The sequence below is a fragment of the Pseudomonas shirazensis genome (assembly GCF_014268785.2).
Taxonomy (GTDB): domain Bacteria; phylum Pseudomonadota; class Gammaproteobacteria; order Pseudomonadales; family Pseudomonadaceae; genus Aquipseudomonas; species Aquipseudomonas shirazensis.
This window is the reverse complement of sequence record NZ_JABWRD020000002.1, coordinates 587635-613055: the sequence shown is the minus strand read 5'-3', so window position 1 is coordinate 613055 and position 25421 is coordinate 587635. Positions and strand designations below refer to the sequence as shown.

Annotated in this window: 24 protein-coding genes and 3 pseudogenes; 11 read left to right on the top strand and 16 right to left on the bottom strand. The window is 56.0% G+C overall.

What is annotated here, in order from left to right; genetic code table 11:
- Positions 1-127: 127 nt before the first annotated feature.
- The 4 genes and pseudogenes from HU736_RS14070 (at position 128) to HU736_RS14055 (ending at position 5401) form a co-directional block, all read left to right on the top strand.
- The gene (locus HU736_RS14070; RefSeq protein ID WP_186701342.1) at positions 128-1456 is read left to right on the top strand and encodes a tyrosine-type recombinase/integrase; all 1329 of its coding nucleotides are present in this window, start codon (positions 128-130) and stop codon (positions 1454-1456) included.
- Between the two features lie 533 nt (positions 1457-1989).
- Positions 1990-2310 (top strand): annotated as a pseudogene (locus tag HU736_RS14065) (integrase domain-containing protein); the annotation flags it as partial.
- A 797-nt stretch (positions 2311-3107) separates the two neighbouring features.
- Positions 3108-4064: a reverse transcriptase domain-containing protein gene (locus HU736_RS14060; protein ID WP_186701343.1), complete on the top strand. Its 957-nt coding sequence runs from the start codon at positions 3108-3110 to the stop codon at positions 4062-4064.
- Positions 4061-5401 carry an ATP-dependent nuclease gene (locus HU736_RS14055; RefSeq protein WP_186701344.1) on the top strand — a complete coding sequence of 447 codons (1341 nt, stop codon included), beginning with the start codon at positions 4061-4063 and terminating at the stop codon, positions 5399-5401. The genes HU736_RS14060 and HU736_RS14055 overlap by 4 nt, the downstream gene beginning before the upstream one ends.
- Positions 5402-5696: 295 nt before the next feature.
- Here HU736_RS14055 and HU736_RS14050 read toward each other — a convergent pair whose 3' ends face one another.
- Positions 5697-7439, bottom strand: coding sequence for an ATP-binding protein (locus HU736_RS14050; RefSeq protein ID WP_186701345.1), 1743 nt, complete (start codon positions 7437-7439; stop codon positions 5697-5699).
- An 853-nt stretch (positions 7440-8292) separates the two neighbouring features.
- On the opposite strand from HU736_RS14050, the gene HU736_RS14045 reads away from it, so the two are divergent.
- The 4 genes from HU736_RS14045 to HU736_RS14030 all read left to right on the top strand — a co-directional run bounded on the left by HU736_RS14045 (position 8293) and on the right by HU736_RS14030 (position 11485).
- Positions 8293-8520 carry a hypothetical protein gene (locus tag HU736_RS14045; protein ID WP_186701346.1) on the top strand — a complete coding sequence of 76 codons (228 nt, stop codon included), beginning with the start codon at positions 8293-8295 and terminating at the stop codon, positions 8518-8520.
- Between the two features lie 611 nt (positions 8521-9131).
- Positions 9132-9365 carry a hypothetical protein gene (locus HU736_RS14040; RefSeq protein WP_186701347.1) on the top strand — a complete coding sequence of 78 codons (234 nt, stop codon included), beginning with the start codon at positions 9132-9134 and terminating at the stop codon, positions 9363-9365.
- Between the two features lie 276 nt (positions 9366-9641).
- A complete protein-coding gene (locus tag HU736_RS14035) occupies positions 9642-10997 on the top strand; it encodes a type II toxin-antitoxin system HipA family toxin (protein WP_186701348.1) in 1356 nt (451 codons plus the stop codon).
- Positions 10994-11485, top strand: coding sequence for a helix-turn-helix domain-containing protein (locus HU736_RS14030; RefSeq protein WP_186701349.1), 492 nt, complete (start codon positions 10994-10996; stop codon positions 11483-11485). Before HU736_RS14035 ends, HU736_RS14030 begins: the two co-directional genes overlap by 4 nt.
- Positions 11486-11516: 31 nt before the next feature.
- Here the strand turns inward: HU736_RS14030 and HU736_RS14025 are convergent, their stop codons facing one another.
- The 8 genes from HU736_RS14025 to HU736_RS13990 form a co-directional block, all read right to left on the bottom strand.
- Complete coding sequence (locus HU736_RS14025) at positions 11517-12038, bottom strand: GrpB family protein (protein WP_186701350.1); 522 nt, start codon at positions 12036-12038, stop codon at positions 11517-11519.
- 115 nt (positions 12039-12153) lie between these two features.
- Complete coding sequence (locus HU736_RS14020) at positions 12154-12720, bottom strand: DJ-1/PfpI family protein (protein WP_186701351.1); 567 nt, start codon at positions 12718-12720, stop codon at positions 12154-12156.
- Positions 12721-12817: 97 nt separating this feature from the next.
- A complete protein-coding gene (locus tag HU736_RS14015) occupies positions 12818-13591 on the bottom strand; it encodes an amino acid ABC transporter ATP-binding protein (RefSeq protein WP_186701352.1) in 774 nt (257 codons plus the stop codon).
- A 77-nt stretch (positions 13592-13668) separates the two neighbouring features.
- Entirely contained in the window at positions 13669-14409 is a 741-nt protein-coding gene (locus tag HU736_RS14010; RefSeq protein ID WP_189691831.1) for an amino acid ABC transporter ATP-binding protein, read from the bottom strand.
- Positions 14406-15908: an argininosuccinate lyase gene (gene argH, locus HU736_RS14005; RefSeq protein ID WP_101316294.1), complete on the bottom strand. Its 1503-nt coding sequence runs from the start codon at positions 15906-15908 to the stop codon at positions 14406-14408. The genes HU736_RS14010 and argH overlap by 4 nt, the downstream gene beginning before the upstream one ends.
- Positions 15878-16597, bottom strand: a complete 720-nt coding sequence (locus tag HU736_RS14000) for an amino acid ABC transporter permease (protein WP_186701353.1) — start codon at positions 16595-16597, stop codon at positions 15878-15880. The genes argH and HU736_RS14000 overlap by 31 nt, the downstream gene beginning before the upstream one ends.
- Positions 16598-16604: 7 nt before the next feature.
- On the bottom strand, positions 16605-17267 hold the full coding sequence (locus HU736_RS13995) for an amino acid ABC transporter permease (protein ID WP_101316298.1): 663 nt from the start codon (positions 17265-17267) through the stop codon (positions 16605-16607).
- 12 nt (positions 17268-17279) lie between these two features.
- Positions 17280-18125 carry a transporter substrate-binding domain-containing protein gene (locus tag HU736_RS13990; protein ID WP_186701354.1) on the bottom strand — a complete coding sequence of 282 codons (846 nt, stop codon included), beginning with the start codon at positions 18123-18125 and terminating at the stop codon, positions 17280-17282.
- A gap of 229 nt (positions 18126-18354) precedes the next feature.
- Between HU736_RS13990 and HU736_RS13985 the strand changes: the two genes are divergently transcribed.
- The 3 genes from HU736_RS13985 to HU736_RS13975 all read left to right on the top strand — a co-directional run bounded on the left by HU736_RS13985 (position 18355) and on the right by HU736_RS13975 (position 20776).
- Positions 18355-19272: a LysR substrate-binding domain-containing protein gene (locus tag HU736_RS13985; protein ID WP_189691832.1), complete on the top strand. Its 918-nt coding sequence runs from the start codon at positions 18355-18357 to the stop codon at positions 19270-19272.
- A 106-nt stretch (positions 19273-19378) separates the two neighbouring features.
- Entirely contained in the window at positions 19379-19936 is a 558-nt protein-coding gene (locus HU736_RS13980; RefSeq protein ID WP_186701355.1) for an HI_0983 family protein, read from the top strand.
- A 204-nt stretch (positions 19937-20140) separates the two neighbouring features.
- Complete coding sequence (locus HU736_RS13975; protein ID WP_186701356.1) at positions 20141-20776, top strand: hypothetical protein; 636 nt, start codon at positions 20141-20143, stop codon at positions 20774-20776.
- Between the two features lie 414 nt (positions 20777-21190).
- Here the strand turns inward: HU736_RS13975 and HU736_RS13970 are convergent, their stop codons facing one another.
- The 7 genes and pseudogenes from HU736_RS13970 to tnpC all read right to left on the bottom strand — a co-directional run.
- Positions 21191-21475 (bottom strand): hypothetical protein, encoded by a 285-nt coding sequence (locus HU736_RS13970; protein WP_103435974.1) that lies wholly within the window; start codon positions 21473-21475, stop codon positions 21191-21193.
- 37 nt (positions 21476-21512) lie between these two features.
- Entirely contained in the window at positions 21513-22115 is a 603-nt protein-coding gene (locus HU736_RS13965; protein WP_103435975.1) for a hypothetical protein, read from the bottom strand.
- A gap of 223 nt (positions 22116-22338) precedes the next feature.
- Positions 22339-22683: pseudogene (locus HU736_RS13960) on the bottom strand (NAD(P)H-dependent oxidoreductase); the annotation flags it as partial.
- A gap of 57 nt (positions 22684-22740) precedes the next feature.
- Positions 22741-23211 carry an arsenate reductase ArsC gene (locus HU736_RS13955; protein ID WP_186701357.1) on the bottom strand — a complete coding sequence of 157 codons (471 nt, stop codon included), beginning with the start codon at positions 23209-23211 and terminating at the stop codon, positions 22741-22743.
- A gap of 10 nt (positions 23212-23221) precedes the next feature.
- Positions 23222-24511, bottom strand: a complete 1290-nt coding sequence (locus HU736_RS13950) for an arsenic transporter (protein WP_186701358.1) — start codon at positions 24509-24511, stop codon at positions 23222-23224.
- Between the two features lie 19 nt (positions 24512-24530).
- Positions 24531-24881 (bottom strand): metalloregulator ArsR/SmtB family transcription factor, encoded by a 351-nt coding sequence (locus tag HU736_RS13945; RefSeq protein ID WP_103435978.1) that lies wholly within the window; start codon positions 24879-24881, stop codon positions 24531-24533.
- Between the two features lie 77 nt (positions 24882-24958).
- Positions 24959-25417: pseudogene (gene tnpC / locus HU736_RS13940) on the bottom strand (IS66 family transposase); the annotation flags it as partial.
- Positions 25418-25421: the final 4 nt, after the last annotated feature.

Below are 25421 nucleotides of genomic sequence, written 5' to 3'. Positions count from 1 at the left end.
GCCCTCTAAACCGGCCTTCTGGCCGGTTTTTCGTTTCCACGACCCTCCGTCGGGAACCAACTAGATCCCCAATAACCGGGGGTATTTCTGGGGTACAGCGTCTTTCCTGAATGGAGAACGTACCTCTATGCCACGTCTAGCCATCCCGCTCAGCGACCTCAAATGCCGCACGGCCAAACCGCGTGATCGTGCTTACAAACTGTTCGACGGCGGGGGTATGTACCTGTACGTCGCGCCCAGTGGCTCGAAGACTTGGCGGCTGCGGTATTTCAAACCCAACGGCAAGGAAGGCACGCTGATCATCGGCAAGTACCCAATCGTTTCGTTGGCCGTTGCGAGGACCAAGCGCGATGAGGCCAAGGCTCTGTTGCTCGACAACCTTGATCCGATGGAGGAAAAGCAGAAGGCCAAAATCGCTGCCCAGCGGGCGAGCCTTCTGTTTGAAACCGTCGCCTTGGAGTGGCACGGTGAAATGTCCCGACGCTGGACCGAGGGCCATGCCAAGACGGTGCTGAGCAGGTTGCGTACCCATGTGTTTCCGCTGATTGGTCAGCGGCCTATCGCTGAACTCGACACCCATGATCTCCTTGAGGTCACCCAGCGGATCGAGGATCGCGGCACCATGGATGTAGCGCTGCGTGTGCAGAACTACCTCTCCACGATCATGCGGGGTGCGAAGCGGGCGCGGCAGATCACTCAAAATCCGGCGCTCGATCTGGCCGGCTCGATTCAAGCGCCGCGTACTGTGCACCGTCCAGCACTCTCGCTGAACCGCCTTCCTGAATTGTTGGACCGAATCGACAACTACACCGGTCGCGAGCTGACTCGGCTCGCAGTGCTGTTGACGCTGCATGTGTTCGTGCGCTCCAGCGAACTGCGCTTCGCCCGGTGGGATGAATTCGACCTCCAACGGACGATGTGGGAGATCCCCGATACCCGTGAGCCGATTGAAGGCGTCCGCTATTCCACACGCGGGACCAAGTTGAGTGGGGACATTCAGATAGTGCCGCTGTCGCCTCAAGTCATCGAGATCCTTGAACAGCTGCGCAGTTTGAATCGCTTCTCTGAACTGGTTTTGCCCGGCGACCACAGATATTGGAGGCCCTTGTCGGAGAATACGGTTAACCAGGTGCTGCGCAATATGGGGTACGACACCACCAAGGACGTGGGCGGGCATGGTTTCAGGACCATGGCTTGTAGTGCCTTGCTCGAATCAGGGCTGTGGACGGACGCGGCGATTGAGCGGCAGATGAGCCATCAGGAGCGTAACCGCGTGCGCGGCGCGTACATTCACAAGGCCCAATGTTTGGAGCAGCGTCGGTTGATCATGGCGTGGTGGAGTAACTACATCGATGCCAACAGATCGGGCCACGTCACTCCGCATGAGTTTGCCCATCCGGTAGGCGACAACGTCACCGCCTTGCCAAATGGTCATGGCGCATTCAATCGCGGGTGAGTCTGCAAGATCGGCGCGGGCTGCTCTTTCACGCGGGTCCATCCAAACAGGGCTGGAGAGCCGCCCTGTTTGGATGGATCTCACTTTGAAAAGCTAAAAGCCAAGACGTTGTCCGGGGTTTACCACTGAATTCCAGCGGTGGATAACCGCTTCTCACATGCCCAATATCGCTGAGTTTCGACCCTTGACCGGGTTTATCCGCAGGCGTAGAACTGGCCGTGCAAGCGCTGTCGATGACAGCAACCCAGGTGGCCCAAACCTTGAAGGTCACGCCGCTCCTGCGGTGGCTCTCCCCCAAATGGCGATTCGCGTCCGGCAGCTCGCCCGGTCACCTCCCCGGTGATGGATGCTTACATCAGATCATGGCCCTCGTGCGCCAGACAACACCTCCTACTTCGCTGCCCTGCAGCAACCTATTCGCTTGGCCATTTCACGTGCGCCAACCTGCGCCCGTCTCTTTCACTGGAAAGAGACGGGCGCTCCTGACACTGCTGCAGCCCTGATCGCACATGGCTCAGCGGCAATTTGGGCGCGGTGACCTCGCCGTCAGCACCGCACAAACTCGGCTATCCAGCGTTAACAGGACCATGGCAGCGCTTCGCGGTGATCAGTGCGTGAAGTTCCCTAGTCCGAGCAAGGCGTTGAGTATGGAGCGCAACGGGGTTCGCCAGTCGGTGCCGCAGGGCCAAGATCGCGAACAGGTTAAGCAGATCGTCGATGCGCTTTGCAGCCGTGACCAGAGACGGGCCGCAGCGATTGTCCTGTTGGCGCGAGTCACCGGCATGCGCTTGCGTGAGGCTATCTTGGCTGACCTGCCACGGCTAAGCCGTGAGGCTCACAACCTAGGCAAGATTGGCACCTCGACTCGAAGCAATCGACGCATCGGCTAAAGGGCGGCTATCGGCCAGCAGCGCCAAACGGTGATCACTACCGGCGGTAGTGTTCTAAGCAGATGACGCGAGCTATGGAAGCGACTCTGTCAGGATCGTGGTCAAGGCGGGAGGCCTGATTGTTGAGGAAATGTATGAGCTCCAGGAAGGGTAATGGTCGTTTGACTATGAACAGTTCTTGAGCGGTGGATCTGGGTTCACCGACTTAAAATTTGAGGTCTACTCAAACAAAGCAGCTTTCCCTGATTCAGATCCTCTCTGGGATCTCGGGCTCCCCGTGATGGAGCCGTCGCAGCACGCGGCACCGAGTCTCCTGGCTGCTGGGGGCAGATGAGGTTGTGTTTTCGGAGCCTTGCCCTTACCATGACCCCATGTCAGTGACTAGGGGTATCCTCCGGTCAATAAGCTGACCTCTAGAGGTCTTGATCCATGTTACATTTGTATGGCCTCCCTGCTCTGTAGTCGTTTGAGTGGGGGGCCATGCAGACTGTAAACGCCTCTATAAGTCCTCTCCTCCGCCAGCGGCCTCCCGGCTTCCTCCTCTGATTGCCCCTTACCCCCTTAGCTTGACTCTGAAATTGTAAATCGACCGCGTCCTCGCCCGTCCTTTGACACCTCTCGTAGCACTCATGTTCATTCATTTTGTGTTCTGGTGTGTGCGTGTGCATGAAAATGGACTAGCATAAGTAATTAACAGTTTGTTAGTCTTTATCAGTAGTGATAAAAATCGCTGGCGTTTAATCTACTTAGAGATATATTTTGTGTCTAGTTTAGACTTTGAATCTGCATTCGAAGCCATGTATCACGGAAAGCATGACTTCGAAGATTTCAAATCAGGAGAGATTCTCTCTAAGTATCGCGCACTAGTATTTAAAAAGAAAAAAGTTTACGAGGCTGGTGCGGATCTTAAGGTCTATCATAAGTTTCTAAGTCTATTTGTTTTTCAGTGGTTGGAATTCAATGAGAGATGTGTTTACTCCTATCGCAAGGGGATGAACGTTGTTGATGCTGTTAAAAAGCATGCGAACAGCAAGCATTTTTTTCAGACTGATTTGAATGACTTTTTTGGAAGTATACAAGGCGATCTTGTAAAGCTGTGTATTCGTGGAAGTTTGGATAGAATTCCAATTTCTGATGCCAGTTCGTATATAGATAGAGTGGTTGATCTGGTTACGGTGGAAAATAAGCTTCCAGTAGGTTTTTCCACCTCGCCCTTGATCAGTAATGCGTGTCTGTTGCCGTTCGATAATGCGTTGGAAGCATATTGTAATCACAGCGGGCTTGTATATACGCGCTATTCGGATGATGTGATTATTTCCGGTGGTGATAGTAAGCTCTACGGTATCGAGAAAGTTGTTGAGTATACATTGGCTCAATGCTATGGCGGAGATTTTACTATAAATTCTGCTAAAACAAAATTTAGTTCAGCTGGTAATAAGGTTAAAATTCTTGGAATGATGATTCTGCCTAACGGCACTATCACGATTGACACCAAGTTAAAGTCTGATATTGAGGTCATGCTTCATTTTTTCATAAAGGATAAGCAGCGCTTTATGGATAAGGTAGATGCTGAAGGGACTGCTGCTGCACTTGCTAAGGTGTCCGGCTACTTAAACTATATCAACACTACAGACCCAGCATACTTGAATAAGCTTCGGAAGAAATATGGGGCGTCCGTCGTCGATATGTTTATTCGTGGGTCGGTAAAGTCCCTATGAAAATTAGTATCGAGATTGAGAATATTCAGCATGTATCACTGCTGAAGTTTGATATTGATCTGACTTTAAATAAGCTTACCTGCCTCGTGGGGAAAAATGGCATCGGTAAAACAACCCTGGTTAAAGCGATTCAAAATATTAGATTTGCCGATACATTCGCTCAAACCTCCCAGCCAGGCATTTTTAGCAGCACGAGCCTCATAAAGTATCAAGTAGATGCGGAAAATTATTCTTTTTATTTTGATCCGGATATTCGAACATTAAACTCTAAGAGCATTATTCCAGAGGATATAAAGAATAATATTGACGTAGAGTTGCCAATGCCGTACGGGCAGCGTTTTAAGTTTTTTCAGACACTGTCTCAGGCTGACAAGGATATTCGTAGTAGTATTGTCTTGAGGTCTTATGATGTACCTAATGAACTTATTGAGTTTCTGAACTACATCTATTCGTCGAGAAAGTTTGATCGCCTCATTCAGGTCAAGGTTAAGCGCACAGATTATTATTGCATTTTGTTGGATGATAATAGGTACATTCGCGAAGACTATTTAAGTTCTGGTGAGTATCTGCTGATAAGCGTATATAGAAAGATTGCAAGTGGTTGTCGACTTATAGTGATCGATGAACTGGATATGTCACTTGATGCTGCTGCTCAAACGAGGTTGGCAGCTCGGTTGCGTGAGTTTTGTGTAATATATGGGGTCAATATCTTATTTACGACTCACTCATTGGCGCTGATGAAGACGCTAGAGGATGATGAAATCTTCTATTTGCTTGATGATCCGCGCTGCATTCGCCCCGTCCCAGCATCTTATAGCTATGTAAAAAGCTTGCTGTTCGGTTTCAAGGGGTGGGACAGATACATCCTTACTGAGGATGATGTTCTACAGAAGCTCATTGAGTATGTTCTGAAAAAATACCACGCTGGCGCGCACTTTCAATATAAGGTTATTTATATTGGTGGAGGGAGCGGTGTTGTTGATCTGATGAAGCGAAATGCAAGCGAAGAGTTTTTTGCTGGCCAAGATAAAGTCATATCTATCTTGGATGGTGATCAGGCTCAGTTGAGGTATGTAAGGAATTTTAATAACGTACATTGCATTCCTTTCTTGAGTGTAGAAAAGCAATTTCATGCAGACTATTATGCTGGGTCGGCTTATTTGGGCGCGAAGCTTGGTCAAATTCAACAGCTTGATAATAAATCTTTTTATAAACATGTGCTAAAAAACAACCTCATGAGTGAGACTGAAATTATAGAGTATCTTTGCAGTAACCATGCAGTAGAGACTCAGGCCTTTGCTCAGATTTTTGATACATTCCTGTACCCAGCCCGCTAGCTATACTGATCAATATGGGCTTTCAAACATGGCTCGTTTAAAGTTGCAATGTAACCTATAGAAAAAATACTAAGCGAAATAAATAAGTCGCCCAGATAAAAGAACATATTGAAGTATGCTTCGCTACAAAGTCGCATTCCGCAAATAAATGAATGTGGCAGCTTTCAATGCTCACGTTACTTTAATGGGTTTTATTACAGGTCGGGAAGTGCGATGCCGTAATCATGTCCGACAGGCATGGGCTAATTTAGACATCGCTTAACACAGAGCAAGCTGAAGCGCCCCAGATCAGCGCTTAAATTCTCTCCAGCTGCCATTTGACCTGCCGGCGCGCGGTTGCAATAATGTCTGAGAACAAAAGAAGCTTCACATTGGGTTCGATATACTGCACAGGAAAATCAGTGGATCGCCGACCACCGAGCAACAGGACAATTATCGGCTTTGCTGTGTATTTTGCAAACTCATGCCGATACCTTGTGGCCTGCTGGTAATCCTCATGGTTCAAGCCGTGCGAGGGTCTCTTGAATTCTATAAGTAGGTACTCACCATTCAAATTTTCATTGAGCAGAAGGTCCGGTCGATCTGCACCAGATTTCCCCTGGTACTTCAGACCTAAATACTCCTCGACTTGTTTTTTCAACCCTTCATTTGAGCTGAAAGCAGTGTATTCCGCCCCAAAAATCCAGAGAGCCTTCTCGATAGCGCGGTGAACCGTGACCTCAAGACAGGCCTTGTTTTCTACCAGATTTTCCAACCAGTCCAGGAAAGCCATTCGAGCTTTTGCTTGCTCCACCAGGATTGCCATGTCCGCTAGGCCGAACTGCTCAAGCGCCTCAGCGACTGCTGCTACGTCTGCCTTCTTCGCCTCAGCAAGGTGCTCAATGACGGCTGCGTAATCGGAGCGCTCAATGGCCTGAAGCACCACAAATGCGATTGCCTCCACCTTGTGTTCAGGCTCGTCGTAGTACTTGTCCAGGACCTTCTTGATGGCCTCCTCAGCAAACTGACGCTTGTGCTCAGGGAGCTTCGACATACTCAGGTTCAACGCCTTCTTCAACCTAGCATGCGCAAGCTGCATCTCTTGGGCATGAGTCTGATGAAGCGCCTCCTTCACTGTCTGCTGGACATATTCAGTGACCTGCTGGTAGCTCTCGCTGTTCTCGATCACAGAATCCCAGCCAGCCGTGATGTAGTCCCTCAAGCCATCAGCACTGATCTCACCGTAAAGTTTTCGCAGCAGCTTAGGCGGTACATCGTCACATCCATCCAGCCCAAAGAACCCCGGTTTACCAATGGCCTTACCATCGACGAGCAACGTGATGCCTGGCTCCCGTAAGCCTGCCCTTTTGTTGCTGATGGAAAACTTCAGCGCTACGTCACCCGCAGATGACAACGTCTCGGATTCTTCCTTATAGGTGCCTTCGAGATCATCAATGCCCAGAGGCTTTCCATTGATGATGATGGTGAATCCTGACTGCCGGCCATACTCCTTAATCAGCTCTTGCCTGAGCTGGACAGGATTCGGGTAGCTCAGATCTTGCCGGAGATGCGTCAGGTGGATCGAGGTGCCATGATCGCCCTCTCCACAGATCGACACCGCTATGTCGATGGGAAGGTGCTCAATGTCAGCAGCCTGCTGGAGATTGTCGACGCTCAGCTTAAATGACGCAGACTGGCCACGGGCGCGAGTGCTCAAGGTCATCACCGATGCCGCCATCAGCCCTGCAAATTTACCGATGCCCTTTCGGCCTTTGATAACCCTTTGCTTTCCGAGAGTCCGCTCCCCCCGCCTCAGGCGGCAGTCGGATGCGATCTTCATGTACTGAGATTTCAGCTCAATCACAGTCATGCCATTGCCGTTATCGCTGACGACGATGGGTTTATCGCTCAGTGGTTCTGGTAGGACGATAATGACTTCTTCTGCGTCGGCATCCCACGCATTGTCCACTAGCTCCTTAAGAGCTTTCTCGGTCGACGAGTACCCTTGCCCTAGCAGCGTGGCTAGGCGCGCATCGACCTGGAAATTGGCTTGCTCCATGACTCATCCCTGGATCCAATCAAGGATGGCAATTTAATATCGCAAGGCATGGCGTGTCACTACCCTTCGATCACCTTACGCGTTTATGGCCGATTCCTGCCTTTCGTGAAGGATCGCTATGTGTCGGATTCTGCCGTTCCCTACGTATCATTTGAAGTGGGTGGGAGGAGCCTCCGCAATTCCCGATTCGATTCCACTGAAAGCCATAACTAGCTGATTTTTTTATAGATACCCTATGAGGTACGCCAAAAAATCCACCAAATTTCAGTCCCGCGAAAACCGGGCCTCCACGGCCAATAACCGTCCGTCTGTCTCCGCAGTGTCCCCAGCTGCGGAGTCCGTCCCTATCCCCAGGTCCTTGATAACTTAACAGCTGAGGCGGTTACTGATCTCGTCGCGCTGCCATCCTCCGCCATGGGCGATTGAGAAATTTCCCACAGCTCTGAAACTTGCACCCGGTGGTGTGGACAGCTAGATTAGCCACGTCGCGGCCAATTCCGCGACCGGGTTTGGCGACTCGACCGAAAAGGCGCAATGGCGCCCCTACCACGATTGCTGGCGCTTTTTTTGTGTCTGCAGTTTCGTGTAATGGCGGCTGTGCGTGGGAGACCTCCGGGTCTGCCGGGTTCCTTTTCCTCGGTTCGCCAACCCGCGTACAGCTGCCACCCAACCGTTTGGCGACGGCTGGTGTGGTGCATCAACAGAAAAGGACTCCATGCATGATCACAACCACTCCGTTGCGGATCCCCGCATCCGTTCCCCACCGTACCAATCTTCTGATGTTTTGCACTCAGCCGTTGTGCTGCGTTTCCACGTTGGGCCTGTCCGGCTCAAGGTTGAAGCAGGTGTTCGCATGAATAACCAGGAGCGCCTGTCGACAATCCAGAGCTACGCCTGGACCCTTGAACTGCTCGGTGAGGCACTCGTTCAGCACGACGATGTACTGGAATGCGAACACAACACACAACTGACCTTCCGCAACATGGCGGGCATCCATCAAGCGATGCGCATCATCAGCCGCTTGGCGGCCGAGCAGTGTGGGAAATTGCTTCAGGACAAGGGCTCGGATCCGGCCGACTAACGCTCAGTTTGATTGAGCGAGGTGAGGAGGGCTGCTTGCGTGAGACCGAGCTGTCCGCTTCTGCATGAATATCGCCAAGCGTATGCCGTTGGTTGCCGTGGCTACGACTGGTCCGATGGCCCTCATCGCCAGCAATGGTCAGCTCCGATAAAAAATTCTATCCAATTCAGCGAAATACCTATTGGCTCAACCCCTTGAACCCAAGCCCCATCAGGTCTAGATTCCCCCAAGTCACGAAAAATCCCGTGACCGAGTGTAGGAACCCGCTGGTAAACTTGGCGCACGCGCTAAGCGCCTCCATCACCACTGCTGGCGCTTTTTTTGCGTCTGCTGTTCTGTGTCATGGCGGCTGTGTGTGGGCAGGCTTCGGCCTGGCCGGGTTCCAAGTTTCCCGGTATTCCTACCCCATACACAGCTGCCACCCAATCCCGTAGGAAGGATCGTGGCAGCTCCAGTCCTGAACTTGGAGTTTCATGCATGCCTATCCGCATTCTGAGCAGAATTCTCGCATTCGCTCGCCGCTGTTGCATCCAACAATCAACCACGTCGGTTGTGTCCTATCCGATCCACAGCGGGAGCCGCCTGGCTTCTGGTAAGGGGAGGGTGTCGCCATGACTATCCAAGATCGTCTCGCGACCATCCAAAGCTATGCCTGGACCCTCGAGCTTCTCGGTGAAGCGCTCGTTCAGCACGACGATGCCATCGAGGGCGAGCACAATCCGCACCTGACTTTCCGTAACACGGCGGGGATCCATCAGGCGATGCGTATCATCAGCCGCCTTGCGGCCGAGCAGTGTGGCAAGTTGAAGGGTGACGAAGGCGCCGAGCCGGTCGAGCAAGACTGACCCACGTGAGTTGATTGGTGAGCGGGCGACTTGCGTGAGACCGAGATCGCCTCACTGTCACAACGGAAAGGACGTTGCTACATACCTCTGCGTCTCCACATTGGATATTGTGTTCAATCAGCCGCTCAGTTGCACCAGATGTAGCGCTGACCAGCGCCATGCCGCTTGCGTTATGAAACTCAATTGCTGTGACCACTAAATCGGCATCACAGTGCCGGTTTTTCTCTCCTAAGGCTGTTAATCAGCAGAGCATTGCCGGTTTGTGCCCTGTGCAATATGATAATCAGCATTCAGATGCTGATTAATGGTATGCACATGCCGCTCAGACTCACGATCCAAGCCTTCTCCGATGGTGCATGGAGCGATGCAGCGACGCTCACCGTTGACAACCCCGAGCGTGTTGCCGATGGAGGGTGTCTGGTCGCATACGACAACGACTACATCATCAACCACGTTGATCGCATGGAAGACCGCTGCGAACTGGCCCTGAGCGTTAACCTTCCATTGAACTGGGACCACCACGTCGTCAAAGGGTATCCAGCATTCCTCTACGACATCATTCCCTCTGGTGCGGCAAGGGACTCTCTTGAATCCCGTTACGGGCGTCTTAAGCCCGAAGGCATGGAAATGGGGCTGTACCTTCTAAAAAACTTCACGCCGGCCCCTATTGGGCATTTGCGCATCAAGGAGTCGGTGGAAGGCCTTCAGCCGGATCGGAGCGAGGCTTTCGCCCATGCTGAGGTCGTGGGCAGGACGAACGAGTTTCTTGAGTACGCCTACGAAACCGGCGCTGCATTGGGCGGCGCTACCGGCGCCAACGGTCAAGCGCCCAAGCTGGTCATGACCCAAGCCCACGACGGTGCTCTGTACGCTGATGCGATGCTTCCGGATGACCAAGCGTGCCGTCACTGGCTGATCAAGTTCGCGCGTAATCGAGGCGGCGAGCTCGACAAAGACATCCTGCGAACAGAGTTTCACTACTACAAGGCGGTTGCTGCCCTCGGCCTTGAAACAGTTCCCACCGATGGTTTGGCGCTTGAAGAGGCAGTGAAGCCAAGCCTCTGGATGCCACGATTTGATCGCCGCGTAGTGGATGGCGTGGTAGAGCGGATACCGCTGGAGTCGGTGTACTCGATCTGCGGCATTACCGGCTACGGGCATCCGATGGCACACGCCGAAGTGGTTGAGCGACTGGTGGGTCTATGGATCGATAACGGCCAGCAGGATGAGGTGGACGACCTGGTATTCGAGTACGTGCGGCGCGATCTGCTGAACCGCATTTTGGGGAACACCGACAACCACGGCCGCAACACCTCCATCACCCGTGAGGATGGGAGGTTTCGCTTGGCTCCAATCTATGACCTCGCGCCAATGATCCTGGATGAAGAAGGTATTTCGCGGACGACGAAGTGGGCGGCGGAGCGCAAGGGCTCTTCCAAGTGGAGCGACAACTGCGCTGAGCTTGCTGGGTACACTGATCCCGATGTTCTGCTGCAACGGTTGATGATTGCGGCTGAGGAATTCAGGGCGTTGCCCGATCTGCTGATCGATGCGCCTGAATCGATGCGCAATGCAGCCCCTCTACCTGTGAATAACCTGGATAAGCGACTCGTGGAGTGGGGATTGCGATGAAAAAACTACAGCCTGAAGAGCGCGCTCAGCTCGTCGAGGACATCGTCCAGCGCAACGCGGCGGGGCTCGATCCAATTGGGACATCCATCCGCCGGCTGCGGCTCGAGGTCACCGGGCTTGATCAAGCGACCTTCGCGACCATGTGCAAGATGTCCACGAAAAGCCTGTACGAACTGGAGAACGGCAAGTCGAATCCTAAGCTCAGCACGTTGGAGGCCGTGCTACGTCTGTTTGGCGTGCGGATGGGGATGGTGATGACTGCCAGAGATAAGACTACTGCAGCCGTCGTGGACAACAATATCGGCCAGTTGAAGGCTCACGGCCCAAACGCTGTGTCTACGCGGCCGGTGGCCCATCATTCGCCGCTGGCCAGCGCTGACGTGTTGGCCGGACCGAAACGAGGGAAAAGCCCTGCGGCAGCCAGAGCGAAGAAGGCAGTGTCGAAGCCGGCCTCGCCACGGGCACGGGAAAGCAGTCAGGAAAAGTGAGTAACGCAAGGCCCGTGCGGCGAGCGTGCTCTTATTGATTGCATGCAGTGGATATCCCCGCATGACGTAGCGCCTCGATAATAAACGGTGATTTTTTCTCCAGATACTCAGCCATTCCATCCGTATTGCTCGACTCCAGCTGAAGCTTCAACGCTTCATACTGCTGGCGGATCGAGGCATCGCGCCTAAGCAAATCTCTGAACCCCAACATCTGGGTGATCGCAGGGTGACCACAGGTACACGCGTGAAGCTTGTGCGTACGAATCCCATCCACATTACGCCGATAGAAGTGATGCCCTTGCGTTAGATCACTTCCTCGTACATAGCCTAAACCCACCAACACCTCGTCCCGCGCCGACGCATTGCGGTGATCATGAACCTCGATTAGCACGTCGATCTCGGGCTTGGCTGCGAGGCCTGGAACAGAGGTACTTCCAACATGGTGTATGGCTATCAGCTCATCGCCAAAGGCCAAGGCGATGAGCGACTCGTCCGCTATAAATTGGGTGGGCCAAGTGGGGTTGTACGGGGTTATCTTGCTGGTCAGTGCCATTTCCGTTCCTTGGCGGCGGTACCTAGAGCACCGAATTTTCCCTCAGAAGACGTGCATTCGCTAGCGTCTGATCAAGAACTATCGGGCATGTACCCGACAGGCCTGGACGACGCGATCACCCATGCTCCGCCGCCAACATTGATCTGAACTGAGAAATGCTCTCTGCAGACAGCCCTGCACCTTCAAACACTGCGCAGGTGAAGCTAACGGGGGCGGTGCCTGGAGCAGTAATGATGCGGTCTGCCGTCACCGCTCTTGAGCTGCTTTGGTAAAGCGCGCAGCCTTCGTAACCGACGACAGTCTGCAGGAAATCAGCGCTGTTCGAGGTATGAGCAACCGTGTCCAGAAGCCCGGCTCCTGCAAGTGCCAGCGTTCCTCCACAGATACCGGCAATGATTGCTCCGCTTGAACGGCTGGCATGCAGAAAGTCGCGAATATCGGGGGCTTCTTCACGTTCCCAGACCATCCCTCCAATGACGACGACAACGTCCGGTTTCCAGTCCAGACATTCTTGCAAGCTGCTATCGACCGTTACCGCCAATCCACCCTGCGAACGGAAATGTCCCGTAGTGGGGGAGAAGAACCTGACGTCTATCCCGTAAAACGGGGACGCCGTACCCGCGATGAAGGCATATTCCCAGTCCGCAAAACCGGGGGTCAGTATCAAAGCCACGCGTGCCATCAGACAGAATCCTCCATGAAAGCGCGCAACATATGACGGAAACACAGGAACATCAATGTCTGTCCGCCCCGGCCCAGACGCTGCGCTCCACTCCCACTCAATGCAGCACCTGACTCAAAAACAACCGACTCCGCTCACTCTGCGGATTCTCAAAGAATTCCCCAGGCGTAGCCTCCTCAACAACCTCCCCCTGATCCATGAACACCACCCGATGCGCCACGGTCCGGGCAAAGCCCATTTCATGCGTAACACACACCATGGTCATGCCGTCTTCGGCCAGGTCGACCATGGTCTGCAGCACTTCCTTGACCATCTCCGGATCCAACGCCGAGGTGGGTTCGTCAAACAGCATGATCTTCGGCTTCATGCACAACGCCCGGGCAATCGCGACGCGCTGTTGCTGGCCGCCTGAAAGCTGGCCGGGGTATTTGTGCGCCTGTTCGGGAATGCGCACCCGTTCCAGGTAATGCATCGCCACCGCCTCCGCCTCCTTGCGCGGCATCTTGCGCGCCCACATCGGGGCGAGGGTGCAGTTTTGCAGGATGGTCAGGTGCGGAAACAGGTTGAAGTGCTGGAACACCATGCCGACTTCGCGGCGGATGGTTTCGATCTGTTTGGCGTCGCTAGTCAGCTCGGTGCCGTCGACGACGATGCGGCCGTGCTGGTGTTCTTCGAGGCGGTTGAGGCAGCGAATGGTCGTCGATTTGCCCGAGCCAGATGGGCCGCACAGCACGATGCGTTCACCCTGGCGTACGCTGAGGTTGATGTTCTTCAGTACCTGGAACTCGCCATACCATTTGTTGACGTTCTCCATCTGGATCATGGTCTGTGCGCCCAGTGGATCCAGGGCTTTGCCGGTCGCTTGACTCATTTGAAACTCCTTGCCGGAGCACAGGCGCGCCGTCCCGGTGGAGGCGGGCACGCCGGGTGTGGAAGAGGATGTTGAAGTCAGTGCAGGACGCTTTCCAGGAACTGGCGGGTGCGAGGCTCCTTTGGTGCGCTGAAGATTTCCGATGGCGGGCCCATCTCGATGATCTTGCCGCCGTCGAAGAACACCACGCGGTCGGCCACTTCCCGGGCGAAACCCATCTCGTGGGTGACGACGATCATGGTCATACCTTCGGCCGCGAGGCCTTTCATCACGTTGAGCACGTCGCCGACGGTCTCCGGGTCGAGTGCCGAGGTGGGCTCGTCGAACAGCATCAGCTTGGGTTTCATCGCAAGAGCCCGCACGATCGCCACCCGCTGTTGCTGGCCGCCGGACAGCTCCGCCGGGTAGTGCTCGGCCTTGTGCCGCAGGCCGACGCGGTCGAGCAGGGCGAGGGCGTGAGCCTGGGCTTCTTGCTTGCTCGAGCGCTTGAGCTTGACCGGGGCGAGCATCATGTTCGCCAGCACGCTCATGTGCGGGAACAGGGTGTAGTCCTGAAACACCATGCCCACCTCTTCGCGCAGCCTGGCCAGGGCTTTGCGGTCACCGGCATTGGCCGAGTCGCCATTGGCGATCACCACGGTGCCGAGGGACGGCTCTTCCAGGCTGTTCAGGCAGCGGATGAAGGTCGACTTGCCCGAGCCGCTGGGGCCAATGATGACCACCACTTCGCCTTGTTGAACGTCCATGTCCACGCCCTTGACCACCTCGTGCGCACCGAAGCTTTTGTGCAGGTCGCGAACCGTCAGGATCGTGCTCATACGCCCGCCTGTGCCCGGGTCAGGGTTTGCAGGTTGAGGTCGGCCGCGCTGAGTCGCTCGCGGCGTTGCTGGTTGGCAATGCGCTCGGCGCTCAGGCGCTCGCTGGCACGTGCCAGGCTTGGCTTGAGTGAGCCGAGCGAGGGGCCGCCTGCGGAGCTGCGGCCTTGCACGTTGCTGACCGGGTCGAGGCAATCACGGACTTTCTGCTCGGGCAGATTGAGGGCGTGACCGAGTTGCTCGAGGGCGCAGGCATCGACCATCTGCGTGGTGATCTGGTTGGCCGGCAGGCCCTGGTCCATGGCCATCCGCACCACGCCGCCGACCACATGGTGGGCTTCGCGGAACGACAGGTCGACTTCGCGCACCATCAGGTCGGCAAGGCCGGTGGCGGTGGAGAAGTCTTCACCGGCGCGGCGTACCGCCAGGTCGATGTTGGGCGTTGCGGTGCGCAGCACCAGGTCGAGTAGTTTCAGGCAGCGTAGGGTTTCTTCGGCGGCTTCCCAGAAGCCGCGGGTGCCTTCGCGGTTGCCGTCGCCAGTGTGGGAGAAGTTGGTGCCCTTGATGCTCACGCTGGCGCCCATCAGCAGGCCGACGATGTGCCCGCTGCGGCCCTTGAGGTACTCGAGCACGGTGGGGTTTTTCTTTTGCGGCATGATGCTGGAGGTGGCGGCGACGCTGTCGGGGAAGTCGATGAGGTTGAACTCATGGGTGCTCCAGACAAAGTAGTCCTGCGCGACGCGGCTCCAGAACACCGCCAGGTGGCTCAGGTGCGACAGGCTTTCGAGCAGGAAGTCGCGTGAGCCGATGGCGTCCAGCGCATTGTCCAGGTAGCCGTCGAAGCCGAGCAGCTCCGCGGTGCGTGCGCGGTCGATGTCGAACGGCGTGCCGGCGAAAGCGGCTGCGCCGAGTGGACACTGGTTCATCGACTCCAGAGTCTGGATCAGGCGCTTGCTGTCGCGCTCCAGCGCCTGTTCCACCGCGCTCAGGTAGTAGCCGTAGGTGATCGGTTGCGCCGGCTGCAGGTGGGTGTAGCCGGGCATCACCACTTCAGCGTACATCGCGGCGCAGCGCAGGGCCGTGGCGCGCACGGTCACCAGTTCATCGATCAGGTCCATCAACAGCTCGCGGCAGCGCAGGCGGTCGAGTGTGGCGAGTATGTCGTTGCGGCTGCGACCGGTGTGCAGGCGCCCGCCGATGTCGGCGCCGATCTGCTCGATCAGGTGTGCTTCGTAGTTGAAGTAGGCGTCTTCGCGGGACGGGTCCAGCTCGACCGCATCCGGCCCGGCCTGCTCCATGTCCAGCACACCCTTGGCCAGCGCACTGGCATGTTCGCCGCGAATCAGTCCCTGTTCGGCAAGCATCAGGATGTGCGCCTTGTTGACGTTGCCCAGGTTGGCGAAGCCGCTGGCGAAGCCTTCCAGGCGCGGGCGATAGATGTACTCGTTGACTTCCGGCGCGGTGCTTTCTTTCAGACGCCGACTGACTTTGGATTCTTGCATGTTGGAACCTCTCCAATGGAAGTACGTACCGCCGGGCGACCCAGACGACGTTCGAGATAACGGCTAAGCCAGGTCAGTGCCGAGCAGATGACGAAGTACACCAGCAACACCACGGCGTAGACCGAGAAGGCCGGGCTGACGCCGGTCATTACGGTTTCCCGTTCGATGATGATCTGGCCGACCTTGAGGAATTCGCCTACACCGACCAGGGCACCCAGCGACGTGGCTTGCACGAGGATCGTCAGCAGCCCGGTATAGGCCGGCAGAATGGCTTTCATCGACTGCGGCACGATCACGTGCAGGTAGATCTGCCAGGAGCGCAGGCCCAGCGCCCAGGCGCTTTTCCACTGGTGGCGGGACACCGACTCCAACCCGCCCCGCACGATCTCGATACCGTTGGCGCTGCCCCACAAGGTCAGGCCGACGGTGACCGCGGCAAACGGGCTTAGATCGACGCCGAACATCGGCGCGCCGAAGAAGATGAAGAACACGTTGACGATCAGCGGAATGGAGCGGAACAGCTCCACGTAGACATGAATCGTCCACCACAGCACGCGGTTCTTGACCGTGGCCAGCACGCCGAGCACGGCCGAGATAAGCGTGGTGAACAACAGCACCACCAGCGCAAGTTGCAGGGTCATCAACAACCCTTTTAAAACGAAGCTCCAGTTTTCGAAGATGAAGTTCATGCTCGCCTCACTGCCGGAAAGGGCGTTGTAAGTGGGCGGAAAGGCGCGCAGTCAGCAGCGCGAGCACGCCGACCAGCACCAGGTACATGACGCAGATGGCCGTGAACATCTCGATGGCGCGAAAGTCCGTGGCGATGCGGTCCACCGCGACGAAGGTCAATTCCGCCAGACCGATGGCCTGCAGGTACGAAGAGTTCTTCAGCAGCGAGATCGCGGTGTTGAGCATCGCCGGGAGGCTGGTGCGAAACGCGATCGGCAGGGCGATCAGGGCAAAGTACTGCGCCGGCTTGAGGCTGAGTGCCAGGCTCGCCTCGCGCATGCCGCGCTCCACGGTGGCCAGGCCGCCGCGGATGTTCTCGATCTGGTAGGCCCCAGCCCACAGCGACAGGCACACCACCCCCGACCAGAACAGCGACAACCCTAGGCCAATGGCCGGCAGACCGTAGAAGATGAAGAACAACTGCACCAGGATCGGCGTATTGCGGATCAACTCCACGTACAGCACCACCGCCTGCGACAGCACCGGCACTTTCATCACCCGCACCGCGCCGCCCAGCACACCGATCAGCATTGAAAAGAAGATGGCCAGCGCGGTGATCTTCAGCGTCATCAACACGCCGTCGAGCAGCGCAGGCCACTGCGCTATCAAGTAATGGATGTCGAAATCCATGATCGCGGCCGATCAGAGCGATTCGGCAGGTTTGGCCTGCTCGAACACACTGATGTAATAGCCCTGGATATTCTTCGGTACAAACTGCTCTACCCAGCCGCGGTACAGGTGCTCTTCACGCATGCGCAGCACCGCCGCGCTGAGGAAGTCGCGCCACTGCTCTTCGTTCTTGCGCACACCGATGGCCGCATCGGAGATCTGGAACGGTTCGCCGATCAGGCGCGCGTCCTTGTCGTTGTCGGCGACCACCACCAGCGTTGCGGCGTCGTGGGTGTAGGCATCGGCGCGGCCCTGGCGGAAGGCTTGCAGGGCATCGGCGGCGCTGTTCATGCGCAGGGTTTTCACGTCGGGCATGTGGTCTTCGAACCACTTGGCCTGCACCGAGCCCTTGAGCGTGGCGAGGGTCTTGCCCTTGAGGTCGGCGATCTTCTGCGCCGGGCTGTCCTTCTTCACCACCACGTCACTCGCGCCCCAGCGGTAGGGCGTGGTGAAGTCGATCACGCGCTGACGCTCCGGGGTTACGCCGAGGGTAGCGATGAGGAAGTCGACCTTGCGCCCCAGCAGTTGCGGCACTCGGTTTTCGGCAGTCACGCAGGTAAAGCTGACCTTGTCCTTGGAGCCCAGGGCCCACAGTGACACCTGCTTGGCCATCTCTACTTCGACGCCGGCAAAGTCGCCCTTGTTGTCTTGATAGCCATAAGGCGGCTGGTCGCAACGCACGCCAGCTCGCAGCTGGCCTGCCTCTTTGATAGCTGCAGGAACGGCCGGCAAGTCGACGGCCAGTGCGGTGGACACCGCCGCCATGGACACGCACGAAAGGGCCAGCGCAGCGCTTAGTTTTTTATACGAGAACGACATGATGCCTCCTGATTACCGGGCTGCATCGCCCCACTGGCGTGCGGCGAAACGATGAGTACAAGGGCAGAGCTGAAATGAAGCTTGAGCACCGGTTTTGTTTTTGTTGTTGCGGGTATGCGCTCGGTTGGCATCGCGCTGCATCGGGGCAGACGTCGATGTAGATCTAGTTATAAAATCTTCGGGTCATGCAATCAAATGACAATCCATCAACTAGTCATGCAGAAATGATATGGCCATTAATTTCAAGCAGATCGAAACCTTCCGCGCGGTGATGGTCAGCGGCTCCATGACGGCGGCGGCGCAGGCGTTGCATACCTCGCAGCCGAATGTCAGCCGCCTGATCGCACAACTCGAGCGGGCCAACGGCTTCAAATTGTTTGAGCGGGTGGGCGCGCGATTGGTGCCAACCGATGAAGGCGCGCAGTTTTTCGCCGACGTCGAGCGCGCCTTCATCGGCCTGCATAGCCTGGAAAACTCCGCCCAGCACCTCAAGCGCGGCGGCACCGGGCGCTTGCGCATCGGCGCTGTGCCGTCGCTGACCCACGGCCTGCTGCCGGCGATCATCCAGCGCTTTCGCCAGCAGAACCCACACGTGCATATATCGATCCACACCAATGACTCGCCCAACGTCGCGCACTGGGCGGCCACCCGTTTCTGCGATGTCTGCCTGGTGTCGTATGTGGCCGAGGACATGGCGGGGGTGCAGTCGGAAATCATCTGTGATGTGCCTGGGGTGTGCATTTTTCCCAAAGGGCATCGGCTTGGTGCCTTGGAGGTAGTGACACCGGCAGATTTGAAGGGCGAGGAATTCATCTCGCTGTCGCACACCGACGGCTCCCGCACGCGGCTCGACCGACTGTTTGCCGAAGAAGATCCGCGCGTGCTGAACATGGATGCGACCCATGCTGCCACTGTCTGCTCACTGGTCGGGCTTGGGCTGGGCGTCAGCGTGGTCAGCCCGCTGGTGGCCAACGAGTACCTGCATACCGATATCGACATCCGGCCGTTTGCGCCTGAGTTGCGGTTTTATACGTATTTGCTGTTGTCGTCCGACCGGCCTGAGAACGTGCTGACGCAGAGGTTTCGGGTGTTGGCGGGGGAGATGTTGAGGGAGGCGGCGCGGGGGAGTTTGGAGAGGGAGCGGTAGGCAACGTGACTTCCTGGCCCGCTAGATAAAGCAAGTATTCAGAGTTGCCTTGAGCTATTGTTAGCTGCGCAAAAAATTGCCTGATGCACTTTTTTCAAGGATTGAAATGAAAGCCCTATTGCTTGTGCTATCGACCTTGCTCCTGCTTTCCGGCTGCTCCACGCCGCTCACCGCCACCAAGGCCAGCCCTTCCATCGCCGAAACCAAATCGGTGCAGTTCGGTGGGAAGACGTTTGTCCTCAAGTTCCAGAAGCAGGGCCTGTGGGAATATTTCCCTGAAGATGAAAGCATGGATGCCTGGACCGAGATGGTCGACTTTACTGTCGTGCCTCGCGAGATGAACCGCTTCAAGCCCCTCGACCTGGCCAAACGTGCCATTCAGCTGCATCAGCAGGAAAACCCGAACATGCCGGCAGTTCTGCTGACAAAAAATAGAACCGGGATCGACTACGCGATGATGTACTACCCCGATTCAGTCCGTAAGGACGGGCAGTTTTCGGAGATTAGCTACTTCAAGTACTACACCGATGGCACCACCGGCCAGACGATCATTTTTCACTTCGCCCGGACCATTCCAAAACCGAACGATCCCACCCAGAGCGCAATAGCGATGGGGCAGGAGATCCCGCCGCTGATGGAAGCATTCCCGCTGTACCGGCCGTGACACGGCTGAGTGAACAGTACCTTCGCCAAGGTGGCATTCGTGGTTGCGTTTGCCGAGCGTAAGCAGGGGGACAATCTGATGCTGGTCTGTGAAACGGAGGGAGAAGCAGTAGCCTCAGTGTCAGGCCTGGCGGTGGAAGGGCGCTAATTAAAATCTCATCCCTTTCAAGCAAAATTAATTAAAAATCTCTGTTTTAGGTTAGCCATGAAAAATCTACTGATTGCTTTCATCCTGTTGGGTTCGGCGGTGTCTGTTAAGGTTTTAGCGAACACGCTAGAGGTCGAGCATCATCGGATCGAGCAACGCTGGTATTCGTTCAGCGAAGTAGTAGAGAAAAGAAAGAAATATGACAGGGTGGATATTTCTCGAGGGTATATCGAATACTATTTCGAGGGTGAAAACCATGCCTCCAACGCTCTGGAGGAGCGCCTGTCGCCGCGTGAAAAATTCTACGCCGATCATGCAACCGTTGGCACTTATGCCGTAGCTGATTACGCGACCGCGCTGGACAAGGCGTGCGTAGATGTGGTCTCTGGGTCGCTGGGATCGTTCAGAGGCAGCTATGAAAACGCTAAGAGACCTGACAGGCAACAATATAAGAGAACGGTCGTTGGTATCAGGTCATTAAGCTACAAGGGCCCTGAGTTTAACTTCAAGAGTCCTGCCTCTTGGTCGTCTATAGAGTTGCCGAAGGACAAGAGAAGCCTTCTGTGTGAGATTTATGAAGTCAAGGATGAGGCCAATGACGTGAAATACATTGTCTACGCTGCATCGGTGACAACCGCTATGTTCGACGAAATTCATTCGGCACCACTGCCCGCTAACAAACCGAATAATTAGCTCATTGCGATAATGCTGCGGCACCTAACGCTGTGGCATCAAGCGGATCAGCTTTGAGCCTGGCACGCTCAGTAATTGTCTGCCAACCGACACATTTTGCTGTCGTCCAACGCCACGGGTTTGCCTGGCTCCGATCCATGTGGAAGCTGCCTGACAGCTACCGTACAGTTGGAGTACCCCGACGCGTCAAGTTCGTAGTCTGCCCCCGGTTGCGGTCCGAATGTGAACCTGTTGTAGCAACGATCGCGGTTTTAGACAAACGACACGGGCTCGCCTGCGGGTACCTTGAATTCACTCCGGACTGTGCCAACTGGTTGGCTGTCAGGGGCCGGCATTCCCAGGCTTTCATTAGTCCCCTTTCGCGTGATACTCATTAGGCTCACGCGGTGCTGTGCTGGCTTGACCATCAGATCATTACCAGCGGATACGGGCAATTTCTGCGTCGCTCATCTGGCGCCAATCATCCTTGCTGATCCCGTAATCCTGCTCGGCGGATTCCAGAGCCAGCTCCAGCGTAATCATCAAATGATCGCCTTCAATCTGCTGGCTGGCGTAGTCCACGAAGCGAATCTCCATGTATACCGGCGGCTCGTGCTCACCCGCAACCTCAAGACCAAACAACACGATCGTCGAGACGCTGGGGCGGTAGGCGCAAGGTATTTTCACATCAGCAACCATATGCAGCGGTTGTGGCTTCATATCTGATACCTGAGTCGCTGGGCCTGAGGGGTAGCCGCTATCTGACGTCTGTGCCTGGGTACAGCTCGGGCGGTGGCTGGTAGTCAGGGTTTTCGAATTGACTGTTGGTGTAGAAGGTCTCGGCGGTTGGCCCAGCATTCTTGTAGGTTACATTTTCGTTACGGACCAGATGCCAGCCCGTACCTTCTTTGTCACGCTCGATCAGCGTTGGGGACAGCGTGCATTTTCCACTGGAACCTGAAGTGAGGAGGAACTGATAGTAGCGCCCGGCTTCAGGTGTGAATTGGGTTGTGACAAAGCAGGTCCTGGTACGCGAGCCCTCCCATGTCATATACACAGTTGTTTCCAGGCCCGGCCGAATCGTTGATTCGTAGTAGTCCCAGGTCAGGTCTTGCCCCGCTTTGGGCATGCCAATGTCTTGGGTATGGGTAAAGGGGAGAGGCCCGGTACGCACCACACCGCCGGTCTTCACACCGTTGTCGGTCTGGTAGATTGCCGCATGCTGGGTGAAATTGACGACACGAATCCAGGCTGGATTCGGCTCATTCGCTGGTGCGACAAAGTAATCGGTGTGGGGAAGATACTTGCAACCTGCGAACATCGGCAACAGCACTAAACAGAATCTCAAGCGTGTCGTCATTGACCCATTTCCCTGCAGAATTTCCGCTATGACCGCGTCTGCAGGGGTTTATTCGTCACCCGCGCTGCTTTTCTCGGGGTGGATGGCCATTGGTCTGCGTGCCTTATCACGAACTTCTCGCTCGAGCCAGGCAAGTGAGCCAGGGTGTGACGGTTGGCCAGGCTCAACACACGTGCAAGAACGAGGTCAGAACGATTCGACTGGCTTCTTGGCTTGTTGAGCACTCCTGAACCAGCAGAGTGAATTTCACCAGTTCCTCCATCACATCGACTACCCGGTCGTAGTACGGTGAAGGCTTCTTTCGATCTGCCTCGTCGAACTGCAGATACGCCTTGGGCACAGACGACTGATTCGGGATGGTCAGCATGCGCATCCACCGACCCAGAACCCGCATCTGGTTCACTGCGTTGAAGGACTGCGAGCCGCCGCACGCCTGCATCACCGCAAGAGTTGTACCCTGTGTGGGGCGTACGGCACCCCATGGTCAGATCCAGTCAATCTGCGCTTTGAACACCGCAGACATCGCTCCCTGTCGTTCCGGAGAGCACCACACCTGTCCGTCTATCCATCAGCGACAGATCAAGAGCTGGAAAAGTATTGACAGAGTCCCTATCAAATTCGCTCATCACAGGGCTCCGATCCGATCCAGAGCCTGCTTCAGATCAGCGCCCTGAAGCGTTTTCAGATCCAAGTTGAAGAACGCGGTAAATCGCCTCTTGATACGTTCAACGGTCGCTTCAAATGCGGCCTGAACCTGCTCATCAATGCCGTCGACCTCAGACGGGTCGGACAGCCCCCAGTGGCTTTTGATGGCCGGGCCGAAATACACCGGGCAAGGCTCGCCGCCCGCCTTGTCGCACACGGTGATGACGATATCGGGTGGTGTGTCTACGAAGACTTCCGAGCCTTTGCTGTACAGGCCGGACGTGTCGATTCCCAATCCTTGCAGAGTGCTCAGCGCTCGCGGATTGAGTTTGCCGCTGGGGAAGCTGCCCGAACTTATGGCCGTGATGCCGTCTGGGGCGACATGGTTGAAGAGCCCCTCGGACAGGACGCTACGACAGCTATTGGCCGTACACATGAACAGAATCTTCATAACGCAACTCCTAAGCGCTGATGCTCAAGCGCACGGCAAGTGCTGCCAGTGTCGTAAGCAAAATGGGAAAGGTGAGTACGCAGCCAACCTTGAAGTAGTAACCCCAGGTGATGCGGATGTTTTTCTGGGCCAGGACGTGCAGCCAGAGCAGCGTGGCCAAACTGCCGATGGGGGTGATCTTCGGGCCGAGGTCGCAGCCAATGATGTTGGCGTACACCATGGCCTCGTGTGCGAGTCCCGATACCCCACTGCCCTGGATCGACAAGGCACCGATCAGCACGCTGGGCATATTGTTCATCACGGATGACAGCAGCGCGGCGGTGAAACCGGTACCCAGCGTGGCAGCCCACAGGCCATGGTCGGCGAAGGTGCCAAGCAGCGAGCTGAGTCCTTCAGTCAGCCCGGCATTCTTCAGCCCGTAGATCACCAGATACATGCCAAGCGAAAACAGGACGACTTGCCAGGGGGCGTTGAACATCACTTTGCGTGTCGAGATCACATGCCCCTTTGCGGCAATGATCAGCAGCACCAAGGCGCATGCGGCGGCGACAGCACTGACAGGAATACCAAGCGGCTCAAGGACGAATAACCCCAGCAACAGAAGTACCAGCACCCACCAGCCTGCAAGGAACGTATGACGATCTTTGATGGCTTTTTCTGGCCGCCTTAGTTGCTCCGGCGAGTACTCCAGCGGCACCTCCTTTCGATAAAACAACCAGAGCATGCCCAGGGTCACCACGACGCTGACCAGATTCACCGGCCACATGATTGAGGCGTACCGGGCGAATCCGATATCGAAAAAGTCGGCAGAGACGATGTTCACCAAGTTCGAGACAACCAGCGGCAGGCTGGCAGTGTCGGCAATGAAACCGGCAGCCATCACGAAAGCTAAGGTCGCCGCTGGACTGAAGCGGAGCGCGGTCAGCATCGCGATCACGATGGGAGTCAGTATCAATGCTGCGCCGTCATTGGCAAACAGGGCCGAAACCGCTGCCCCCAAGAGCACCATCAGTGCAAACAGGCGTGCGCCGCTGCCTCTTCCCCAGCGAGCCACATGAAGTGCTGCCCACTCGAAAAAGCCCGCCTCATCCAGCAGAAGGCTGATGATGATCACCGCGATGAACGTTGCCGTGGCATTCCACACTATGTGCCAGACCACTGGGATATCGCTGAGCGTGATGACACCGGTCAACAATGCGAGTACCGCCCCAGCAGACGCGCTCCAGCCAACGCCAAGTCCACGGGGTTGCCAGATCACCAGTACCAGCGTGACCAGAAATATTGAAATTGCCAACAGCATGTCAGTTCTCCAGAAACACTTAGCAACAGGAAGCCTGGCGTACTGGGCGACCTTCCATCGAAGCAAGGCGACCTTGATCATCGCCGAGCCAGGAACGGTTAGCCTCAAGGGTCGTGTGGAGTACCTCCACTGCCCACTGAGGGAGTTCTGGATGAAGGCGGTAATAGATCCATTGGCCCTGACGGCGATCTTCCAGCAGCCCGCAGGTGCGCAACTGAGCAAGGTGTCGGGACACTTTTGGTTGGTGATCGTCGAGCGCCCAGATCAATTCGCAGACACATAGCTCTCCCTCGGCAGCGAGCATCAGCATGATTCGGGCGCGAGTTTCATCACCGAGGCATTTGAAGAACGTGTGGGGCTGAAAGGACATGGCCGACCTGTATATTCGTTTATGCACATATTCGAATTTACAGATATAAATACCTCAGTGGAAGCAGCTTTTTTCTACGCGCGGTGCGTTTTCTTCTCACCTGGTGCCAACATCTGTACGGGTGTTTCATCAGCATGCACAACGTGTTGGGTCAACACTGCTTCGCGCAGCGCATCCACCAAGGGCTGGAGCTGCACGCCGGTTTGCCCTACCCATTGAGCCAGTGTTGAACGCGGGATGGCCAAGCCTGCTCGGCCAAAGATCCTTTCTTGCCGGTACAGCGGCAGATGGTCGGAGAACTTGGCCACCAACACATGTGCAAGCAGCCCGGCAGTGGGGATGCCCTTGTCGATCACTTGGGCGGGCACCGGCGCCTGGGTGAGTGTTTCGCACTGGCGGCAGGCCCACTTGCCTCGCACATGCAGCTCAACTGTGAACACCCCCGGCGTGTAATCCAATTTCTCGCTGACGTCTTCGCCGATGCGTTGGAGTTGGCAGCCGCAGACACATTCGGTGCTTTCCGGCTCGGCACTAATTCCC